The following is a 21,110-nucleotide window of genomic DNA, read 5'->3' on the forward strand; positions in this document are numbered from 1 at the left end:
TTGGCTCTCGTCTTGGTGGCCGGGTTCCGCATCGCCGCGCTGACGCGCGAGGACCAGGCGCTTCAGGCCGTGTTGCCGCCCGAGGGGCAACTGGTGGAGACGTCGACAGGGGGCATCTTCGTGCAGTCCGCCGGGCCCGAGGACGGGCAACCGGTTCTCTTTGCACATGGCACGGGCGCCTGGTCGGGGCTCTGGCGTCCGGTGCTCGACCGGATCGGCGCGGAGGGCTATCGCGCCATCGGGTTCGATCTGCCGCCCTTCGGGTTTTCCGCGCGCGATCCCTCAGGCGCCTATGACCGCATGCGGCAGGCAGAGCGGATCGTCGCGCTGGCGGAGGCGCTGGAGGTGTCACCGCTGGTGGTCGCCCATTCCTACGGCGCCGGTCCGGCGGTGGAAGCGGTGATGCGCGCGCCCGAACGCTTTGCCGGGATCGTGGTCGTGGACGGCGCGCTGGGGCTCGGCAGCCACGAAGACCCCGCCAGCCTGCCGGTCTGGCTGCGTCCGAGGATGCTGCGCGAGGCGCTGGTGGCGCTGACCGCGACCAACCCGCTGCTGACGCGCACCCTGCTGACGCCGCTCATTCACCGCGATGACGCCGCCACCGACGCGGTGATCGAGGTGCTGCAACGTCCGATGATGCGGCAGGGCAGCACCGAGGCGTTTGCCGAGTGGCTGCCTTTCCTGCTGGTGCCGCCCGTCGACGCGCTCAGCACCCGCGCGGAGTCCTACACGGCGCTCGAGGTGCCGGTGATCTACCTCTGGGGAGATCGGGACACGGTGACGCCGCTGGCGCAGGGCGAGGAACTGGCCGCCCTGCATCCCGAGGCGCGGCTCGTGGTGCTTGAGGATGTCGGCCATATCCCGCAGATAGAGGACGAGGCGGGCTTTGTCCGGGCGCTGAGCGAAGCGCTCGATGCGCTGGCGCCGCGCAACTGATCAACGGAAAGAGAGATCGCATGTCCTTTACCCTCGCCACATGGAACATCAACTCGGTGCGCCTGCGCGCGGGCCTTGTCGAACGGCTGATGACCGAGGAGGCGCCGGATATCCTCTGCCTGCAGGAGTGCAAGAGCCCGGTCGACAAGATGCCCTTGGCGCAGTTCGCAGAGCTTGGCTACACCCATTGCGTGGCGCGCGGGCAGAAGGGCTACAACGGCGTGGCCATCCTCTCGAAACTGCCGCTGGAGGACCTGGGCGAAATGGACTTCGCGGGCCTGGGGCATGCCCGCCATGTCGCGGCACGGCTGGAGAACGGCACGGTGATCCACAATTTCTATGTGCCGGCTGGCGGCGACAAGCCCGACCGGACGGTCAACGACAAGTTCGGCCAGAAGCTCGACTACCTGACCGAGATGCGCGACTGGTTCCGTGAAAGCCGCCCCGAAAACGCGATACTTGTCGGCGATCTCAACATCGCTCCGCGCGAGGATGACGTCTGGAACCACAAGCAGCTGCTCAAGATCGTCTCGCACACACCCATCGAGGTCGATCACCTGGGCGCTGCGCAAGAGGCGGGCGGCTGGATCGACGTGACAAGGCAGGACATTCCCGAGGGTAATCTTTATTCCTGGTGGTCGTACCGCAGCCCGGACTGGGACGCGGCGGACAAGGGCCGCAGGCTCGACCACATCTGGGCCACGCCGGACATTTCCAGCGCGGCCTCGGGCAGTCGGATCCTGCGCGCCGTGCGCGGCTGGGAGCAGCCCAGCGACCACGCGCCGGTCTTCGCGACCTTCGACCTCTGACCCGGCGGTGGGTTGAAAACCCACCCTGTGCAGGCCGCGGGCACAGGCGCCCCCCTTGCAACGCGGGGTGCCTTGCGCCATCTAACCGGGCAACAGCCACGGCGGCAGAAGGGGATAGACCATGATCGAACTGGGCGCAGGAACCAAGGCTCCGGCAGGGGGACACGTCAAGGACGTGCGCGAAATGGACTTCATGGCCGAGGTCGTGGAGGCCAGCCGTGAGGTCCCGGTCATCGTCGATTTCTGGGCGCCCTGGTGCGGGCCGTGCAAGACCTTGGGCCCGATGCTCGAGGACGCGGTCAACGCCGCCGGCGGCAAGGTCCGCATGGCCAAGGTTAACGTCGACGAAGCCCAGCAGATCGCGGCGCAGCTGCGGATCCAGTCGATCCCCACGGTCTATGCCTTCTGGCAAGGCCAGCCGGTGGACGGCTTCCAGGGCGCGGTGCCGCAATCCGAGATCAAGGCCTTCGTCGACCGGCTGATCGCCCAGGCGGGCGGCGGCGGCGCCGAAGAGGGCGGCGGTCTGGACGAGGCGCTGGCCGCGGCCGAGGAAATGCTCGAACAGGGCGCTGCCGCCGACGCCGTGCAGATTTTCGCCGCGATCCTGGGCGAGGACGACAAGAACGCCGCGGCTTATGGCGGCATGGTCCGCGCGCACCTGGCGATGGGCGAGATCGACCAGGCCGAGGCGATCCTCAACGGCGCCCCGGTCGAGATCTCGAAGGCGCCCGAGCTTGAGGCGGCGCACGCCCAGCTGCAGTTGGCGCGGCAGGCCGAGAATGCCGGTCCGGTGGCCGAGCTGACCGCCGCGGTCGAGGCCGATCCCGACAACCATCAGGCGCGGTTCGACCTGGCGCTGGCGCTCGCCGCCAAGGGCGACAACGGTGCCGCCGTCGATCACCTGCTGGAGCTTTTCCGCCGCGACCGCGAGTGGAACGACGGGGCCGCAAAATCCCAGCTTTTCACGATTTTCGACGCGCTCAAGCCCAATGATCCGATCGTTCTCAAGGGACGTCGCAAATTGAGTTCGATGCTGTTTGTCTGACCCGGAGACCGGGCTAGCTAAGCAGTCATGAAATACATGACAGACCTCCCGGACGTGATTCCGGTCTTTCCGCTGCCCGGCGCGCTTCTGTTGCCCCGGTCGCGGCTTCCGCTGCACCTGTTCGAGCCGCGCTACCTGCAGATGCTCGACGACGCGCTGAAGACCGACACCCGCCTGATCGGGATGGTTCAGCCCAACGCGGTGCCCGGCCGGGACAAGGCCGGGCTGCACCGCATCGGCTGTGCCGGGCGTGTGACCCAGGTGTCGGAGACCGAGGACGGACGCTACATGATCACCCTCACCGGCATGTCGCGATTCCGCGTCAGTCAGGAGGTCGAGGGGTTCACGCCCTATCGCCGCTGCGAGGTCAGCTGGTCCGGGTTCGAAGCGGATCGCAAGGCCGCCGCCGAAGAGGACCACGGCTTTCACCGCGAACGGTTCCTTGCCTTGCTCGACCGCTATTTCCACGCGCGCGAGCTGTCGGCGGACTGGGACACGCTGAAAGAGGCCGACGACGAGCTGCTCATCAACTCGCTGTCGATGCTGCTGGACTTCGATCCCGAGGACAAGCAGGCCCTGCTCGAAGCACCCTCGCTCAGCACCCGGCGCGAGACATTGGTCACGCTGATCGAATACGCGCTGCGCGGCGGGTCCGAAGAAGGTATGATGCAATGACCGACACCCCCACCTTCGACCGCCGCATGCTCGAGGCGCTGATCTGCCCGCAGACCCAGACGCGGCTCGATTACGATGCCGAACGGCAGGAACTGATCAGCCCGCGCGCGCAGCTGGCCTACCCGATCCGCGAGGGCATTCCGGTGATGCTGGTCGACGAGGCACGCCGCATCGAGGACTGAGACCGGTCCGGGCTGGCCTTTTCGCGGTCGTGCCCCATTTCCGTATTCCGTTAACTGCATTGCATGGATGCCGGGGGATTTCTTCCGGCATTTTTGCTGCCCGGCTGATCGGAAAGGATGCCCGTGAGCGCAAAACTCGATCTTAATCGCCTGCCGGTCTGGCGGGCGCTGGCCCGGACCAGCGCACCGATGACCATCGGCATCCTCGGCGTGCTGACGGTGGGCCTTGCCGATGCCTGGTTCCTCGCGCGGGCCGGGGAAACCGAGCTCACTGCCATCGGCTTCATCTACCCGGTGATCGTGGCGCTCACCTCGCTGTCGATCGGCCTTGGGGCCGGGACCAGCGCGGTGGTGAGCCAGGCGTTGGGCCGCACCGGTGGCGACGACAGCACCAGCGCGCGGCTGGCGCTGCATTCGCTGCTGATCGCAAGCGTTCTGGCGGTGACCACGGCGCTGCTGTTCTGGCTGACGGCGCCGGTGCTTTTCGGCCTGATGGGGGCCAGGGACGCGGTTCTCGACGCGGTTCTGGCCTACGTGCCCTATTGGTGCCTGAGTTTTCCGCCGATGGTGGCGGGCATGGCGCTGAACGCGGTCTACCGGGCAGGCGGCGAAAGCCAGATCGCGGCGACGGTGATGCTGCTGCAATCTGTGCTGAACATCGCGCTCGATCCGCTGTTCATCTTCGGCTGGGGCCGGTGCCGGAGATGGGCATCGACGGTGCCGGGCTGGCGACGATGCTGGCGCGGACCGTCGGGTTCGCGGGGCTGGCGATGTTTGCGTTCTGGTCGGGCCGGCTGTGCCTGAACCTCGGCGCGCTGAAAGGCTTTGGCGGATCGCTGCGGAAGATCGTCCATGTGGGCGGCCCGGCGGCGCTCTCCAACGCGATCAACCCGGCGGGCATGGCGCTGGTGACCTCGGCGGTGGCCGTGGTGGGCGACACCGCGGTCGCGGGCTTCGGCGCCGCGACGCGGGTGCAGTCGCTGGTTTTCGTACCTATGCTGGCGCTGTCGGCGGGGATCGGGCCGGTTGTGGGTCAGGCTTGGGGCGCGGAGACGCCCGAGCGTGCGCAGGCGACGGTGCGGCTGACCTTCTGGCTTTGCGCGGGGTACGGTGCAGCGCTGTGCGGGGTGCTCTGGGCCTTTGCCGATCCGCTGGCGCAACTGGTGGCGGACGGGCAGGCGGCGGCGGAGCTTGCGGCGCAGTACCTGCGCGTCGTCTCGGTCAGCTTCTTCGGTTACGGCATCCTGATCACCGCCAACGCGGCGATGAACGCGCGGGACCGCGCACTTTGGTCGATGGGGCTGAGCGCGGCGCGCATCGCGCTGGTCTACGTGCCGCTCGCCTGGGTCGGGGTGATGCTGATGGGCTACCCGGGCATCCTCGCGGCGGCGGCGGCGATTGCCAACCTCGCCGCGGTCTGGGGCGCGCTGGTGCTCTGCCAGGCGGTGGGCCTGTTGGACCTGAAGCTGCCGGGCGTAAGCGGCCCGGCGCGGCGCCTGCAGCCCGCCGATTGACAGCCCCGGCGCCGCGCGCTACCCCGCGTGCCTTACCGAGGCATCGAGAGGTCCGATCATGGCACGCAAGCGCAAGGGGCGCGATATTTCCGGCTGGCTGGTGGTGGACAAGCCGGCGGGCATTTCCTCGACCCAGGTGGTGGGCAAGGTGCGCTGGGCGCTCGATGCGCAGAAGGCAGGGCACGCGGGTACGCTGGACCCCGAGGCGACCGGCGTTCTGGCCATCGCGCTGGGCGAGGCCACCAAGACCGTGCCCTATGTCACCGACGCGATGAAGGCCTACCGTTTTACCGTGCGGCTGGGCGAGGCGACCAACACCGACGACACCGAGGGCGAGGTCATCGCCCGCTCCGATCTGCGCCCCGAGGATGACGAGATCAAGGAGGCGTTGCACCGGTTCGTCGGTGACATCCAGCAGGTGCCGCCGCAATTCTCGGCCGTGAAGATCGACGGCGAACGCGCCTACAAGCGCGCCCGCGACGGCGAGGCGATGGAAATTGCCGCGCGTCCGCTGTTCGTGGAGGAGCTGGTGCTGGTGGACCGCCCCGACGCCGATCATGTGACGCTCGAGATGATCTGCGGCAAGGGCGGCTATGTCCGCTCCATCGCCCGCGACCTCGGCAATGCGCTGGGGTGCTACGGCCACGTACGCGAGCTGCGGCGCATCTGGTCCGGCCCGTTCGAGGCCGACGATGGCGTAACGCTGGAGCAGCTGGACGAACTGGGCCAGACGCCTGAAATCGACGCCTTCCTGCGCCCGCTCGAAGAAGGGCTGGCCGATCTGCCGGAACTGACCTGCACGGCAGAGGCCGCGGCCCGGCTGCGCAATGGCAATCCCGGCATGGTCATCGCGTCGGACGTGGAATACGGCGACGAATGTTGGGCATCCTATCAGGGCCGCGCGGTTGCCGTGGGCCAGTACAAGGCGGGCGAGCTACACCCGAGCCGGGTGTTCAAGCAGGCATGATCGAACGGCGGCACGTCGACGGGGAGACCCGTTCGCGCGCGGTCTACAGCCCCTGCGAAAGGTACCGCTATGTGCTCGAGCGACAATGGAGCGCCGCGCCGCCGGTGCTCTTCGTCATGCTGAACCCGTCCACCGCGACCGAGACGGCGAACGATCCGACCATCGAACGCTGCGAACGGCGGGCCCGGGCCATGGGGCATGGCGGGCTTTTGATCGGCAACCTCTTTGCCTGGCGCGCCACCCGGCCCGCCGACCTGCGCGCGGCAAGCGACCCGGTCGGTCCCGAGAACGACGCGCTGCTGGCTGAGCTTCTGGCGCGCGCCGGGCGCACCATCGCCGCCTGGGGGGTGCACGGCGCCCTGGACGGGGCCGCGGAACGCTTTGCCGCCCGCGATGCTGAGCTCTGGCACCTGGGCCTCACCAAGGCGGGCCATCCGCGCCATCCGCTCTACGTCTCCTACGCGGTGTTGCCGCAGCGATGGACCGGGCGCTACGCGCCGGGGACGATGGCAAACCGTTAACCCTGAACAGCGAATGACGTTGATCGGGGCGACGGCTTGACCGACACTCGCCACGTTTTTGAGGGTTGAGTCCATGCTGTGGCTGGCGGGTTTGATGGGTATGATGGTGCTGGGATCGGTCGCGGTCGTCAGCACGCCCGACTTGATGGCCCGCGACGCCGAGGACGACGAACAGGCCGACGCCGCGCCGGATTCGTCCGTGGCCGAGGGCGCGACCCTGCCCGATCCGGGGCTCAGTCCCGAAGCCGTGGCGAACGTCGCCGCCGACTTCCCGGCAAGCGGCCTGATCGCAGAGACGGGTCCGGAGGGTGGCATGCTCTTCGGCACGGGTGCGACCGACCTCCTGGGCGGTGGCGCGGGCGACGATGAACTGTGGGGGGACGCAGGTGACGACGAACTGGTGGGCGACGCGGGCACGGACACGGTTCATGGCGGTGCGGACAACGACACCCTGCACGGCGAGGCCGGCGGCGACCTGATTTACGGGGATGCGGGCGACGACGAACTCTACGGGCACGACGGGGCCGACACGCTGGACGGCGGTGACGGGCGGGATGCGCTCTACGGTGGCCTCGGCGACGATGCGCTGTTAGGCGGGGCGGGCGATGACGGTCTGATGGGGCGCGAAGGCGCCGATACGCTCCGGGGCGGGGCCGGAACCGACACGCTGTTCGGCGGCTGGGACGACGACACGGTGATCGGTATCCTGCGCAATGCCGAGACCGTCCTGGATATGGACGAAAGCGATTACCTGAACGGCGGAGATGGCGACGACACGCTGGTGATCGGACAGGGCGACATCGCCACCGGCGGAAACGGTGCGGACAGCTTCGTGTTTGGCGACTGGTTCTCCCCCGAGGCCGAGGCGGCAGAGTTGATGGATTTCGACGCGGCCGAGGATCAGTTGCTCGTGGTTTTCGACGACAGCGACACCGACGAGGGTCCCGAGCTTGAACTGCGCAGCGACCCGGACGATCCGGAGGTGACGCAGATCCTTGTCGGTGGCACGGTGATGGCCGTCCTCCCGACGCTGGACATGCCGTCGCCGGACCAGATCGTTCTGATCGGCGCAAGCGCCATGGCCGGGCTGACCGCCGGCTGATCGCCCAACGGCCGGCCGCGCCCGAAGTTTTCGCTTTTCATCGCGCTGCAATCGCCTTATACGCCCGCATCCGCAGAAGGTTTGCTCCGATGCGGACACCTCCATGGGCCCTGCTGGACGACATCCCGGCTTGCGCCATCACCCTCAACACTTGAAGGAGACCCCGATGTCGATCACTGCCGAAGAAAAGAACCGCCTGATCAAGGAATTCGCCACCAAGGACGGCGATACCGGATCGCCCGAGGTGCAGGTCGCCATCCTGACCTCGCGGATCACGACCCTGACCGAGCATTTCAAGACCCACAAGAAGGACAACCACGGCCGCCGTGGCCTTCTCAAGATGGTCGCACAGCGCCGCAAGCTGCTGGACTACACCAAGGCAAAGGACGAGGCCCGTTACCAGGACCTCATCAAGCGCCTCGGCATCCGCCGTTAAGCCGCTGCCGTTGCCGCCGCGCCGAACCTTGGCGCGAACGGTTTTTTGCAATGCCCGTCCCCTGCGGCGGGCATTGTTGCGTTTTGCGGTACCGGTCGGTTGTGCTGGCCGCGCACCGGTCCCGACGTGGCGGGGTCAGAGGCGCAGATCTGGCGTCCTGATCCGCTCTGCGCAGAATGAGATCCAGAATGCCGCCCAAGCGGCAAAACCGGCGATTTTCAGCAGATCCTCTGTCGCGTATGACGAATCGCCCAACAGTTCGAGGTCGGCGACCACGGACAGGGCGACGAAGAAGATTGCCGGGATCAGGCCGGTGAGCGGCGCCAGCCCGTGTTCTTTCAAGGCCATGAACACCACGAGGCCGCCCCAGCAGGCATAGACCGCCAGAAACGCCTCTTCCGGCAGTCCAGTGGCGCGGGGCAAGCCCCTCTCGTGCCACAGGAACTGGTCGTCCAGCGCCAGGACAAAGGACAGCACGGCAAGCACGACCAGAACGCTGCGTCCGGACGGGACGAGCCGCGCCGTGAAGGCCGCGATGGCGGCGGTCATGGCCAGCAGCATCACGGACAATACCGTTGCCGACCCTGCCAGAACCGGCAGATCGAATGATGCCGCGATGTCGCGCAAGACCTGCCCCGAGGACAGACCCGAGAATTCGCCGAGCTCGATCAGAAAGCCGCCGACAAGCGCTGCCGCGAAACCGATGAGCGTGATCCGGAAGGTGCTGAGGCCGACGGCGCGCCGATCCGGACGGCGTGCCGAGGATACCGTATCTGCCGCTTTGCGCATCATGTGTACCCCTTACAAACGACGATTGTATGTGGCCCGGGTGCCGGCATTTTCCAGTGTAATGCTGCGGCGCCGCACTATGCGGCATTGCGGCGTGTCAGATTTGCTACGCAGGCAGGGGGTCAACGAAGGGGCGGGCGACCGCCTGGCGCCTTATTCCCGCGCATGCGCAAACGTCGCTTTGCAATTGACGCGCAAGACCTGTATGTCGCGCGTATCTGAGACGTGACGCCCTGACCCCGGCGCATGACAGGATAGAGGGGTCGGCGGCAATGGGGCCGCCATGCTAAACGCGAGACCCGGAGGGCCGGGAGTGCTCGCTTACAGGATACGCTAGATGTTCAACGTTACGACGAAATCCATGCAGTGGGGCGAGGAAACGCTCACACTGGAAACGGGCAAGGTTGCCCGCCAGGCCGACGGATCGGTCATCGCCACTCTGGGCGAGACATCCGTGATGGCCAACGTGACCTTTGCCAAGAAGGCGAAGGAAGGTCAGGACTTTTTCCCGCTGACCGTGCACTATCAGGAAAAATACTATGCCGCCGGCAAGGTGCCGGGCGGGTTCTTCAAGCGCGAGGCGCGTCCGACCGAGAAGGAAACGCTGACCGCGCGCCTGATCGACCGTCCGATCCGCCCGCTGTTCGTGCCGGGTTTCAAGAACGAAGTGCTGGTGATGTGCACCGTGCTGTCGCATGACCTCGTGAACGACCCGGACATGGTGGCGATGATCGCCGCCTCGGCCGCGCTGACCATTTCGGGCGCGCCCTTCATGGGCCCGATTGCCGGCTGCCGCGTCGGCTACGAGGATGGCGAATACATCCTCAACCCCGAAATCGACGACATGCACAAGCTCAAGGACAACCCCGAGCAGCGGCTCGACCTGGTTGTCGCGGGCACCAAGGACGCCGTGATGATGGTAGAGTCCGAGGCCTATGAGCTGACCGAAGAGGAAATGCTGGGCGCTGTGAAATTCGCGCACGAGCAAATCCAGCCGGTCGTGGACCTGATCGTGTCGCTGGCCGAGGAAGCGGCGAAAGAGCCCTTCGACTTCCAGCCTGCCGATTATTCCGCGCTCTATGATGCGGTGAAGGCAGCCGGCGAGGACAAGATCCGCGCCGCCTATGCGATCACCGACAAGCAGGAGCGCACGACTGCGGTCTCTGACGCCAAGCAGGCGATCAAGGGTTCTCTGAGCGAAGAGCAGCTTGCCGACGAAAACCTCGGCTCCGCGCTGAAAAAGCTCGAAGCCTCGGTGCTGCGCGGCGACGTCGTGAAGACCGGCAAGCGCATCGACGGGCGCGCGCTAGACGAAGTGCGCGACATCGTTTGCGAAACCGGAATCCTGCCGCGGACCCACGGATCGGCGCTGTTTACCCGCGGGGAAACCCAGGGCCTCGTGGTCACCACGTTGGGCACCGGCGACGACGAACAGATGATCGACGCGCTGCAGGGCACCTACAAATCGAACTTCCTGCTGCATTACAACTTCCCCCCGTATTCGGTCGGTGAAGCCGGGCGCGTCGGCCCTCCGGGACGGCGCGAGATTGGCCACGGCAAGCTCGCCTGGCGCGCGCTGCAGGCAGTTCTGCCCGCGGCGACCGATTTCCCCTACACCATCCGCGTCGTGTCCGAGATCACCGAATCCAACGGCTCGAGCTCGATGGCTTCGGTCTGCGGCGGGTCGCTGTCGATGATGGATGCGGGTGTGCCGCTGAAATCCGCGGTGGCTGGTGTGGCCATGGGCCTGATCCTCGAAGAGGACGGTTCCTACGCGGTGCTGACCGACATCCTGGGCGACGAGGATCATCTCGGCGACATGGACTTCAAGGTCGCTGGCACCGAGAACGGCATCACCTCGCTGCAGATGGACATCAAGGTCGCCGGGATCACGCAGGAGATCATGGAAAAGGCGCTGGCACAGGCCAAGGCCGGCCGCATGCATATCCTGGGCGAGATGAACAAGGCGATCACGGGTGCGGCCGAATTCTCGGTCCACGCGCCGCGCATCGAGACGATGCAGGTGCCCACCGACAAGATACGCGAAGTCATCGGGTCGGGCGGCAAGGTCATCCGCGAGATCGTCGAAGTGTCGGGCGCCAAGGTCGATATCAACGACGAGGGCATCATCAAGATCGCCTCGCCCAACGGCGATTCGATCAAGAAGGCCTATGACATGATCTGGTCCATCGTGGCCGAGCCGGAAGAGGGCATGATCTACGACGGCAAGGTCGTGAAGATCGTCGATTTCGGCGCCTTCGTGAACTTCTTCGGCAAGCGCGACGGCCTGGTGCACGTCAGCCAGATCGAGAACCGCCGCCTGAACCATCCTTCGGACGTGCTGAAGGAAGGCCAGGACGTGAAGGTCAAGCTTCTGGGCTTCGACGATCGCGGCAAGGTGCGCCTGTCGATGAAGGTCGTGAACCAGGAGACAGGCGAAGAGATGTCGCCCGAGCAGCAGAAAGAAGCTGCGGAAGGGTAAATCCCTCGCACAGTAGATCGAGAAGGGCCCGCATCATGCGGGCCCTTTTTCTATGAAGAATTGGCTGCTTCGCGGACCCTCTGGGCCACAGTTTCTGGACAGGACATCTCGCATCTCTACACATGTCTCATGAGCTTGATCGACGACCTGGAAAAGATAGAGCGAATGGTCCTGCCGACCGACCCGAGCTTTCGAGCCATCGAGCGCGATGTCCTGGATCGTCACATCGCCGAAGCCCGGCAGAATGCACTCGCGAACGCGACGGACGACTTCCTGCTTTCCCTGATGCGATTTCTGGCCCTTCCGGGGAACGGGCATACCCGCCTGATCCCGAATAATGCCATTTCGGTCCTGCCGCTCAGGTTCGTGACCATCGGGACCGCTGTATGCCTGCTGAGCGCTCCGCCTGCTTTCGACGCGGCGATTGGCAGCGAACTGATATCCATCAACGGCGTCCCGGTGAGCGAAATCGAAGTCGCCGCAGACACATTCCTTGCGGGAACTAGACAACGGAAGCGCGTTATTGCACCAATCCTTTTCGTCTGGCCAAGCGCATTGATCCGCCTCGGCGTGTTTTCCGGTAATGGCACAATCGAATACCAAATACGCGATGAGGCCGGGCGGATCAGTGAGATCGTTCCCGATACCGCAAACAGGGTTCGCGGCGCCGCTCTGTATCCGCGCAACGAGCATGGGAAAGCTGACGCATCCTGGTCTCCCTTGACCTTTCTGGAGATCAGGGAGTTTGGCAGCCGAGGCCTGCTCCTGGTGCTTCCGAGCTTTTTTGATCCCGGTGAAACCGACCTTTCGGCGGCGGTCTCCGAAGCGGCAAGCCGCGTAAGATCGCGCCCCTGCACGCCCCTTGTCATTGATGTTCGCGGCAACACGGGTGGCAATTTTCTCCGGACCATGCCGTTGATCGACGCGATCCTGGAGGGCGCGGAGGGCCGCCGCGTTGGCGTGTTGGTGGATAAATTTACCTTCTCGGCTGCGATCGTCTTCGTCGCCATCCTGAAGCACCGCCTCGGAGCGCGGCTCGAACTGATCGGGGAAGAGATGGGGGACGGTCTCACGTTTTTTGCGGAAGGGGGAACAATCGACCTGTCGACGGGCGGCGCGGCCGTGCGCTACTCATCGGCGTTTCATGATTGGGCAGGAGGCCGCATTGATGCGACGACCCCGACCGAGATCGCGGACAAGATCGTCCCGGTCGGATCGCTGGAACTGGACGGGACCTGGATCGCGCATTCGGATGACGCCGAATCGCGGGATCGGTTTTGCCAAGAGGTTCTCGATCGTCTGAAGACTTGAAAAATCGGTCCGTGCCTCCGCGTCCCGAGGCCGGCGCAAAAAAAGGCCCGGGCAATGCCCGGGCCAGTCCAACAGGGAGGTGCATGTGAGGGACCCGCACATGCAACGGGGTTCGGGATCAAACCCGTGGACCTCACTTAGGTTCCCGCCGGGTTCGAAAAAAGGTCTACCTTAGGACACAAGCCGATATCCGCCGGATTCCGTCACCAGAAGACGGGCATTCGCCGGGTCCGGTTCGATCTTCTGACGCAGGCGGTAGATGTGGGTTTCCAGCGTGTGAGTCGTGACACCCGCGTTGTAGCCCCAGACCTCGTGCAGCAGCGTGTCGCGGGCGACGACGCCATCGGCGCTGCGGTAGAGGAACTTGAGGATGTTCGTTTCCTTTTCGGTCAGCCGGATCTTCTTGTCATCCTCGGTGATGAGCATCTTCATCGACGGCTTGAACGTGTAGGGGCCAAGGTTGAACACCGCGTCCTCGGACTGTTCGTGCTGGCGCAGCTGGGCGCGGATGCGGGCCAGCAGGACGGGGAACTTGAACGGCTTGGTGACGTAGTCGTTGGCACCGGCATCGAGGCCCAGGATCGTGTCGGCGTCGCTGTCATGGCCGGTGAGCATCAGGATCGGCGCCTTGACGCCCTGCTTGCGCATCAGTCGGCACAGCTCGCGCCCGTCGGTGTCGGGCAGGCCCACGTCAAGGATCACCAGGTCGTACATCTGCTCCTTGGCGCGCGCCATGGCTCCGGCGCCGTTCTCGGCTTCGAAGACCTCGAAATCCTCGGTCATGATCAGCTGCTCGGCCAGCGCCTCGCGCAGGTCGTCGTCGTCATCGACCAGTAGAATGTTCTTGAGTTGCGCCATCTTGCGTCCTCCTTCCGTTTCAGGGCATGTGTGACCAGAGTGGCGCTCCGGCAAGATTTGCTGCAAACCTCTCACGTCCTCGTGTATCCAGAGGGCAAATGTTTCAAATCCCTGAGGATTTGTTGCACGCCATTCGAGTTGATCAGGCCCGTTCATGACCTTTGCGCCCGACCTGTCCGAAACGCTCGCCCGCGCCCGCGCCGATCTGCGCATGGGTGTGCCGGTGGTGCTGGACGGGGCGGCAGAGGCGGCGCTGGTGCTGGCAGCCGAGACGCTGAGCGCTGCGCGGCTGGCGGCGGTGCAGGCGGCGGGCGCCCCGGTGCTGGCGCTGACGGGCCGTCGCGCGGCGACGCTCAAGGCGCGCGCCTATGACGGCGACGTGGCGCGGGTGCGGCTGCCTGCCGATGCGCCGCTGTCGCTGGTGCAGAGCCTGGCCGATCCGGCAGACGACCTGAGCGCCCCGATGAAGGGGCCGCTGGCGACCGACCGCGACGGGTCGGCCGAGTTGCACCGTCTGGCGCTGGTGCTGGCGAAATCGGCGCGGCTCCTGCCCGCGGCCTTGGTGCTGCCGCTTGCCGATGGCGCGGGCTTTGCCGAGTTGCACCGTCTCACGCGGATCGACGCCGTCGCGGCGGCGCCGCACCTGATGACACTGGCCGAGCTCGATCATGTGATCGCCGCAAAGGTGCCGCTGCGCGCGGCGCAGAACGCGCGGCTGCACATTTTTCGGCCGGCCGATGGCGCCGAGGAGCATTATGCCATCGAGATCGGACGCCCGGACCGCGACGCGCCGGTGCTGGCGCGGCTGCATTCGGCGTGCTTCACCGGCGACCTCCTGGGGTCGCTGAAATGCGACTGCGGCCCGCAGCTGAACGCGGCGCTGGCGCAGATGGGGCAGGAAGGGGCGGGGGTGCTCCTCTATCTCAACCAGGAGGGGCGCGGCATTGGCCTCGCCAACAAGATGCGCGCCTATGCGCTGCAGGATCAGGGGTTCGACACGGTCGAGGCCAACCACCGGCTGGGGTTCGAGGATGACGAACGCGACTTCCGGCTCGGGGCGCAGATCCTCGAGAAGATGCGCATCGGGTCGGTGCGGCTCCTGACCAACAACCCGGCCAAGATCGACATGATGCAGCGCTGCGGCATCGGCGTGACCGAACGGGTGCCGCTGCGGGTCGGGGAAAACCCGTTCAACGCCGATTACCTCGCCACCAAGGCGGCGAAGTCGGGGCATTTGTTCTAGCTTTCGTAGCGCGTCTGGCCGCGCCGGTTGGCGTCCAGCGGCAGGTGCATGTGCAGCGGCTGATGCGCGCGCTGCGAACAGGAATGCCGCGGGCAGACGTGGCAGTTGAGCCCGATGGGGCTGTAAAGCTGCGGATCGGTCAGGTTGTAGGGTCGGGCATAGCCGATCTGGTCCGCGTGGTCGCGGGTGCAGCCGATGGTCACCACCAGCCGCCGGTCCTGGGTCTGACGGCTGAAGACCGGTCGGTCGGTGGTGCGGCTGATGGTGAAGAACTGCCCGCCGTCCGGCAGCTCGACGAATTGCGGCACGATCAGCCCTGGCACCCGGAACGCGCCGTGGAGATCCCAGACCGGGCAGGCGCCGCCCTCTTCGGCGAGGGTGAAGCCGGTGGCGTTGAAGCGCTTGGTGACGTTGCCGGCGCGGTCCACCCGTAGGAAAAAGAAGGGCACACCGCGCGCGCCGTCGCGTTGCAGCGTGGTCAGGCGGTGGCAGACCTGTTCGAAGCTCACGCCGAAGGCGGCGGCGATTCGGTCGATGTCATAGGCCGAAGCCTGCGCCATCTCGAGCAGCGGAGCATAGGGCATCAGCATGGCCGCGGCAAAATAGTTGGTCAGTTCAACCCGCAGCCTTGCACCGCCCTTGCCATCGTCCAGACCGCTGCGCGCGACGAGGTCTGCCACGATGTCGCCGGCTTCGAGCAGTCCGATCATGTGCGCCAGCTGGAACACGCGATTGGTGTGGTCCAGCGCCTCGGACAGGAAGATGCGTCGCGCCCCAGCGTCGTAATCGCGCAGCATGTCGGGCATTTCTGACAGGCTGCGGACGTTGGCCTGCACCCCGTGTTCGACCCGCAGATGACGCTTGAGCGAGGCATACATGTCGTCGGCGCTGCCGCCGATCCGGTCGCGCAGCGCCTCGGCGGCGCGTTCCAGTCCGTCGAAATGGTTGCCGTGGTTGCGGAAAAAATCGTGGATGGCCGTTTCCGGCGTGGTCAGCGTCAGGTTCCCTGCGGTGCCAGGCAGGCGTTTGAGCTGGTCCACCATCGCGCGGTGATTCTGGTAGAGTTGCAGGAAACGTTCCACCAGTCGCGGCGCGTGGTCGATGGCGGCGCGCAATTCGGTCAGATCGGGGCGGGCGCCGGCAAAGACCGGGTCGCGCATGATCGACCGCAGGTCCGCAAGCTGTGCCGCGTCGGTGTCCTGCACCAGCGCCCGCCAGTCGACGCCATAGGCTTCGGTCAGCTTCATCAGCACCGGCACCGAAAGGCTGCGCTGGTTGTTTTCCAACAGGTTTACATAGGCCGCGCTGATGCCCAGGCGCCGGGCCATCTCGGCCTGGGTATGGTTCATTTGCTGGCGGAGTTGGCGCAGTTGCGGGCCGACGAGAGTTTTGCTCATGTTTACAACATTACACAATCTTAATTTGTGATGGCAATAATTAACACGCTTACCTGATTTGAGATGAAATTTTATTGCGCAGAGGTATGTCTCAACCAGAGCCAGGAGAGGAAAGCGGAATAAGCCGCAACAGAGGTTCGCATTCACAACCAGGGAGGTCTTAACATGAAAAACACTTTGACACGGCGTGTTACGTTGGCGCTGGCGGCATCCGCCGCGCTGCTGGCCGGAACGACCGGCGCGGCCTTGGCCGAAGGCTGGAAGCCGATGAAGCCCGTGGAAATGGTCATCATGGCCGGCCAAGGCGGCGGTGCGGATCGTTTGGCACGGCTGTTCCAGTCGATGATCCAGAAAGAGAACCTGTCAAACATGCCGATGCTGCCGGTGAACAAGGGCGGCGGGTCCGGCGCCGAGGCGCTGCGTTACCTCAAGGACAAGTCCGGCGATCCGCATGTGATCATGGCGACGCTCAACAGCTATTACACCACGCCGCTGCGCACCGACATCGGCGTCGATATCGAAGAATTCACGCCGATCGCGCGCATGGCCATCGACACATTTGTGCTCTGGGTCAGCGCCGACAGCGGCATCACCAACCTTGAGGAATACGTGGCGGCGGTCAAAGAGGCCGGCAAGGACTGGAAGATGGGCGGCACCGGCACCGGCGCCGAGGACAGCCTTGTCACCGCGATGCTGGAAAAGGAATTCGGCCTCTCGATGACCTACGTGCCCTTCGAAGGCGGCGGCGACGTGGCCAAGAACCTGGTCGGAGGCCATGTCAATTCGACCGTGAACAACCCGTCCGAGCAGATGGGTTTCTACAACGCTGGCAAATCCGTTCCCATTGCGGCCTTCACGCCCGAGCGGATCGAGGCCTTCCCGGACGTGCCGACCATGACCGAGCTAGGCCATGACCTGGTCTACGCGATGCAGCGGTCCTTTGTGGCGCCGCCGGACATGCCCGAAGAGGCCGTGGCCTATTACACCGAGATGTTTTCCAAGCTGAACGAGCTGCCGGAATGGCAGAAATACACTGCGGACGAGGCGCTGGACCGGGATTTCCTGACCGGCGACGAGCTGCAGCAGTACTTCCTGACCGAACGCGAAAAGCATGCCGAACTGCTGAGTGCGATGGGCGAATCCTCCTGATCGCCCTGTCCTGATCCGTCCGGGGCGGCGCGACCGCCCCGGGCACACAGACCGTCAAACGAAAGGCATTTCTTCTCATGCTCGTCGCAGATCGCGTGATCGCCGGTGCCCTGATGGCGCTATCGCTCTACTTCATGTGGCATGCCACCGTACTGCCGATCGGCTGGAACGGCACCACCGGCGGCCCGGGCGGCGGCGGGTTCCCGTTCTGGCTGTCGGCGATCATGCTGCTGGCTTCGTCGGGTATTTTCTTGCGCAGTTTCAAGACCAATGCGCGGGCGGGCACCTTTTTCGACATGTCGATGCTGCGACCCGTGCTCGAGGTGATCGCGGCGCTTGTCGTCACCATCGCGCTGATGCCGATCCTCGGTTCCTATATCGCGATCCCGCTGTTCCTGTTCTGGTATCTCAAGATCTTCGGACGCCATGGCTGGGTCCTGACCCTGAGCCTGGTGATCGCCACGCCGATCTTCCTGTTCTTCTTTTTCGAGGTGACGATCAAGATCCTGCTGCCCAAGGGCATCACCGAGCCGCTGTTCTTCCCGCTTTACGCAATGTTCTTCTGAGGAGCCGGCGCCATGGAGCTTCTGTCCCATCTTGCCGATGGCTTTGCCACATCGCTGTCGCCGCTCAACCTGATGATCGTGCTGATCGGCGTGACCGCCGGTCTGTTCATCGGTGCCATGCCGGGGCTCGGGTCGGTCAACGGCGTCGCCATCGTGCTGCCGCTGACGTTCATCGTGCCGCCCAACTCGGCGATCATTCTGCTGGCGGCGATCTATTACGGGGCGATGTACGGCGGGGCGGTGTCGTCGATCCTGTTGGGCATCCCCGGCGCCTCGACCGCCGTGGCGACCACATTCGACGGCAGGCCCATGGCGCAGCAGGGCAAGGCCGGGCTGGCGCTGATCGCGGCGGCCGTGGCGTCCTTCGTCGGCGGCACGATTTCGGTCATCCTGTTCACCCTTTTCGCCGTGCCGCTGGCGGATATCGCGCTGGCCTTCGGTCCGGCCGAGGAATTCGCGCTGGTGCTCATGGCCTTCACCACCTTCGTGGGGCTGGGCGGCGATGACGTGCTCAAGACCATCGTGATGATCTGCCTCGGGCTCGTGCTGTCGACCGTGGGGCTCGACCTGATCTCGGGGCAGCCGCGGCTGATTTTCTTCGACCAGCCGGGGTTCTACTCGGGAATTTCCTTCCTCGTGCTGGCCATCGGTGTCTACGGCATCGGCGAGGTGCTCTACACAATCGAGACGTCGAAGACCGCACCGACAGTCACCGCGGCCAAGATCACGATGCGCGAACTGGGCCATGGCCTGCGCGAGATGAACCGGCTGTGGAAGACCATGTCGCTGGGATCGTTCCTGGGCTTCTTCGTGGGCATGCTTCCGGCGGCGGGGGCAACGCCCGCGGCGCTCATGTCCTACGGTGTGGCCAAGAGCATCTCGAAGAAGGGCAAGAATTTCGGCAAGGGCGAGATCGAAGGCGTCGCCGCGCCCGAGACGGCCAACAACGCCGCTTCCACCGGGTCTTTGCTGCCGATGCTGACGCTGGGCATTCCAGGCTCGCCGACCACCGCGCTGCTGTTGGGCGGCATGGTGATGTGGGGGCTGGTGCCGGGTCCGATGCTGTTCATCGAGCAGCCGGATTTCGTCTGGGGCCTGATCTCGTCGCTCTACACGGCGAACCTGGCCGCGGTACTTGTGAACATCGCGCTGATCCCGCTGTTCGTCTGGGCGCTGCGGATGCCGTTCACCGTGCTCTGCTCTCTGGTCATGGTGCTGTGCATCGTCGGCGGTTACGCCCCCAGCCAGAAAATGCACGACGTCTGGCTCATTGCCGGGTTCGGGGTCGCGGGCTACCTGTTGCGCAAGGCGGACTACCCGCTGGCGCCGCTGGTGCTGGCGCTGGTGCTGGGTCCCCTCATGGAAAAAAGCTTCCGCCAGACCCTCATTGCGGAACAGGGCAACGTGCTTGCCTTCGTCGAACGGCCCATCTCGGGGACGTTCATGGCCATCGCAGCGCTTTTCTTTGTGCTGCCACTGATTAAATATATCAGGCGGTCCGGGAAAAAGACCGTCGCTCCAGCGGAGTAGGACAATGCAGATGAATCAAGAAGGACAGACCCATGGCGCAGCACACTCTCAAAGAGCTTCTGGCAGCACATCCCAAGGACGCCCCGGCGATCGGCGCTCCTGGCAAGAGCTGGCTGAGCTATGGCGGGCTGCGTGCGCTGTCGGAAGAGATCAGGACTGACCTGCGCCGTTTCGGCGTCGGCCGCAGCGACCGGGTGGCCATCGTGCTGCCCAACGGCCCGGAGATGGCCACGGCCTTTGCCTGCGTTGCGCAGGCCGCCACCACGGCGCCGCTGAACCCGGCCTACCGCGAGGATGAATTCGCCTTCTACCTCGAGGACCTGAAGGCCAAGGCGATCCTGCTGGCCGAGGACGAGGACGGCCCGGCGCTGGCCGCCGCCAAGGCGCAGGGCCTTTTGGTGCTGCGCGTGGTGGCGCAGTCCGATGCACCGGCGGGGTCGTTTTCGCTGCGCGCCGACGGCGACACCGGTACCGAAGCCGCGGCGGAGGAGCCGCAGGCAGATGACGTCGCGCTCATCCTGCATACCTCGGGCACCACGTCGCGGCCCAAGATCGTGCCGCTGCTGCAATCCAACGTCGCCGCCTCGGCGCAGAACATCGGCGCATCTCTGGGTCTGAAATCCGACGACCGCTGCCTCAACGTGATGCCGCTCTTTCACATCCACGGCCTTGTAGCCGCCGTGTCGGCGTCGCTGGCGGCTGGCGCGTCGATCTGGTGCAGCCCCGGCTTCAACGCGCTGTCGTTCTTTTCCTGGATGAAGGAGGCGCGGCCGACCTGGTACACCGCCGTGCCGACCATGCACCAGGCGATCCTGAGCCGCGCCGGCCGCAACGCAGAGACCATCAAGGAGGTGCCCTTGCGCTTCCTGCGCTCGTCTTCGGCGAGCCTGCCCGCCCAGGTCATGGCGCAATTGCACGAGACCTTCGGCGCGCCGGTGATCGAAGCCTATGGCATGACCGAGGCCGCACACCAGATGTGCTGCAACCCGTTCGAGACGCAGAAACCCGGATCGGTGGGCCTGCCCGCCGGACCCGAGGTGCGCATCGCCGACGAATCCGAGAACGTGCTCAAGGACGGCACCGGCGAGGTGGTGATCTCGGGCGCCAACGTCACGCCCGGCTACGAGGGTAACCCCGAGGCCAACGAGAAGAACTTCTTCGAGGCCGAGGGCAAGCGCTGGTTCCGCACCGGCGACCAGGGCGCGCTGGACGAAGACGGGTTCCTGCACCTGACCGGGCGGCTCAAGGAGATCATCAACCGCGGCGGCGAAAAGGTCAGCCCGCTCGAGGTTGATGGCGTGCTGCTGGACCATCCGGCCATCGACACGGTGGTGACCTTCGCCATGCCGCATCCGAAGCTGGGCGAGGAAGTCGCCGCGGCGGTGGTGCTGAAAGAGGGCGCCGAGGCGACCGAGAAGGACATCCGCGCCTTCGCGGCAGAGCGCATGGCGGACTTCAAGGTGCCGCGCAAGGTCATCATCCTGGACGAGATCCCCAAGGGCGCCACGGGCAAAATGCAGCGCATCGGTCTGGCGGAAAAGCTGGGTCTCACGGAACCCGCCTGAGGGACAGGCCGCCCGGCGTTGCGCTTGTCGCCA

General features: G+C 65.4%; 21 protein-coding genes. 18 read left to right on the forward strand and 3 right to left on the reverse strand.

Annotated features, from left to right (window positions below):
* From DU478_RS09985 to rpsO, 11 genes are all read left to right on the forward strand, one after another.
* Complete coding sequence (locus tag DU478_RS09985; RefSeq protein WP_158545766.1) at positions 1 to 936, forward strand: alpha/beta fold hydrolase; 936 nt, start codon at positions 1 to 3, stop codon at positions 934 to 936.
* Between the two features lie 20 nt (positions 937 to 956).
* Positions 957 to 1,745 (forward strand): exodeoxyribonuclease III, encoded by a 789-nt coding sequence (locus tag DU478_RS09990; RefSeq protein ID WP_114510819.1) that lies wholly within the window; start codon positions 957 to 959, stop codon positions 1,743 to 1,745.
* 121 nt (positions 1,746 to 1,866) lie between these two features.
* A complete protein-coding gene (gene trxA, locus DU478_RS09995) occupies positions 1,867 to 2,790 on the forward strand; it encodes a thioredoxin (RefSeq protein WP_114510820.1) in 924 nt (307 codons plus the stop codon).
* Between the two features lie 27 nt (positions 2,791 to 2,817).
* Positions 2,818 to 3,465, forward strand: a complete 648-nt coding sequence (locus DU478_RS10000; protein WP_114510821.1) for an LON peptidase substrate-binding domain-containing protein — start codon at positions 2,818 to 2,820, stop codon at positions 3,463 to 3,465.
* Positions 3,462 to 3,647, forward strand: a complete 186-nt coding sequence (locus DU478_RS10005; protein ID WP_114510822.1) for a Trm112 family protein — start codon at positions 3,462 to 3,464, stop codon at positions 3,645 to 3,647. The genes DU478_RS10000 and DU478_RS10005 overlap by 4 nt, the downstream gene beginning before the upstream one ends.
* Before the next feature lie 123 nt (positions 3,648 to 3,770).
* Complete coding sequence (locus DU478_RS23315; protein ID WP_233501186.1) at positions 3,771 to 4,451, forward strand: MATE family efflux transporter; 681 nt, start codon at positions 3,771 to 3,773, stop codon at positions 4,449 to 4,451.
* The gene (locus DU478_RS23320; RefSeq protein WP_233501187.1) at positions 4,352 to 5,161 is read left to right on the forward strand and encodes an MATE family efflux transporter; all 810 of its coding nucleotides are present in this window, start codon (positions 4,352 to 4,354) and stop codon (positions 5,159 to 5,161) included. The genes DU478_RS23315 and DU478_RS23320 overlap by 100 nt, the downstream gene beginning before the upstream one ends.
* A gap of 58 nt (positions 5,162 to 5,219) precedes the next feature.
* Positions 5,220 to 6,128: a tRNA pseudouridine(55) synthase TruB gene (gene truB / locus DU478_RS10015; protein ID WP_114510823.1), complete on the forward strand. Its 909-nt coding sequence runs from the start codon at positions 5,220 to 5,222 to the stop codon at positions 6,126 to 6,128.
* Entirely contained in the window at positions 6,125 to 6,649 is a 525-nt protein-coding gene (locus DU478_RS10020) for a DUF1643 domain-containing protein (protein WP_114510824.1), read from the forward strand. The genes truB and DU478_RS10020 overlap by 4 nt, the downstream gene beginning before the upstream one ends.
* Before the next feature lie 73 nt (positions 6,650 to 6,722).
* Positions 6,723 to 7,751 (forward strand): calcium-binding protein, encoded by a 1,029-nt coding sequence (locus tag DU478_RS10025; protein ID WP_114510825.1) that lies wholly within the window; start codon positions 6,723 to 6,725, stop codon positions 7,749 to 7,751.
* Between the two features lie 166 nt (positions 7,752 to 7,917).
* Positions 7,918 to 8,187, forward strand: a complete 270-nt coding sequence (gene rpsO, locus DU478_RS10030) for a 30S ribosomal protein S15 (protein WP_114510826.1) — start codon at positions 7,918 to 7,920, stop codon at positions 8,185 to 8,187.
* Between the two features lie 135 nt (positions 8,188 to 8,322).
* Here rpsO and DU478_RS10035 read toward each other — a convergent pair whose 3' ends face one another.
* Positions 8,323 to 8,979, reverse strand: coding sequence for a hypothetical protein (locus DU478_RS10035; RefSeq protein ID WP_114510827.1), 657 nt, complete (start codon positions 8,977 to 8,979; stop codon positions 8,323 to 8,325).
* A gap of 334 nt (positions 8,980 to 9,313) precedes the next feature.
* On the opposite strand from DU478_RS10035, the gene pnp reads away from it, so the two are divergent.
* Together pnp and DU478_RS10045 are read left to right on the forward strand one after the other, a co-directional pair.
* Positions 9,314 to 11,458 carry a polyribonucleotide nucleotidyltransferase gene (gene pnp / locus DU478_RS10040; RefSeq protein ID WP_114510828.1) on the forward strand — a complete coding sequence of 715 codons (2,145 nt, stop codon included), beginning with the start codon at positions 9,314 to 9,316 and terminating at the stop codon, positions 11,456 to 11,458.
* Between the two features lie 129 nt (positions 11,459 to 11,587).
* Positions 11,588 to 12,769, forward strand: coding sequence for a S41 family peptidase (locus DU478_RS10045; protein WP_114510829.1), 1,182 nt, complete (start codon positions 11,588 to 11,590; stop codon positions 12,767 to 12,769).
* A gap of 171 nt (positions 12,770 to 12,940) precedes the next feature.
* Here DU478_RS10045 and DU478_RS10050 read toward each other — a convergent pair whose 3' ends face one another.
* Positions 12,941 to 13,627: a response regulator transcription factor gene (locus tag DU478_RS10050; protein ID WP_114510830.1), complete on the reverse strand. Its 687-nt coding sequence runs from the start codon at positions 13,625 to 13,627 to the stop codon at positions 12,941 to 12,943.
* A gap of 154 nt (positions 13,628 to 13,781) precedes the next feature.
* Between DU478_RS10050 and ribA the strand changes: the two genes are divergently transcribed.
* Positions 13,782 to 14,870 (forward strand): GTP cyclohydrolase II, encoded by a 1,089-nt coding sequence (ribA, locus tag DU478_RS10055; protein WP_114510831.1) that lies wholly within the window; start codon positions 13,782 to 13,784, stop codon positions 14,868 to 14,870.
* On the opposite strand, the gene DU478_RS10060 is transcribed toward ribA, so the two are convergent.
* On the reverse strand, positions 14,867 to 16,267 hold the full coding sequence (locus tag DU478_RS10060) for a helix-turn-helix domain-containing protein (protein ID WP_114510832.1): 1,401 nt from the start codon (positions 16,265 to 16,267) through the stop codon (positions 14,867 to 14,869). The genes ribA and DU478_RS10060 overlap by 4 nt on opposite strands.
* Before the next feature lie 165 nt (positions 16,268 to 16,432).
* On the opposite strand from DU478_RS10060, the gene DU478_RS10065 reads away from it, so the two are divergent.
* From DU478_RS10065 to DU478_RS10080, 4 genes are all read left to right on the forward strand, one after another.
* Entirely contained in the window at positions 16,433 to 17,416 is a 984-nt protein-coding gene (locus DU478_RS10065; RefSeq protein ID WP_114510833.1) for a Bug family tripartite tricarboxylate transporter substrate binding protein, read from the forward strand.
* 77 nt (positions 17,417 to 17,493) lie between these two features.
* Positions 17,494 to 17,982, forward strand: coding sequence for a tripartite tricarboxylate transporter TctB family protein (locus DU478_RS10070; protein WP_114510834.1), 489 nt, complete (start codon positions 17,494 to 17,496; stop codon positions 17,980 to 17,982).
* Positions 17,983 to 17,994: 12 nt separating this feature from the next.
* On the forward strand, positions 17,995 to 19,512 hold the full coding sequence (locus DU478_RS10075) for a tripartite tricarboxylate transporter permease (RefSeq protein WP_114510835.1): 1,518 nt from the start codon (positions 17,995 to 17,997) through the stop codon (positions 19,510 to 19,512).
* Between the two features lie 32 nt (positions 19,513 to 19,544).
* On the forward strand, positions 19,545 to 21,077 hold the full coding sequence (locus DU478_RS10080) for an acyl--CoA ligase (protein ID WP_114510836.1): 1,533 nt from the start codon (positions 19,545 to 19,547) through the stop codon (positions 21,075 to 21,077).
* Positions 21,078 to 21,110: the final 33 nt, after the last annotated feature.

This window comes from Thalassococcus profundi (assembly GCF_003344785.1).
GTDB lineage: Bacteria > Pseudomonadota > Alphaproteobacteria > Rhodobacterales > Rhodobacteraceae > Puniceibacterium > Puniceibacterium profundi.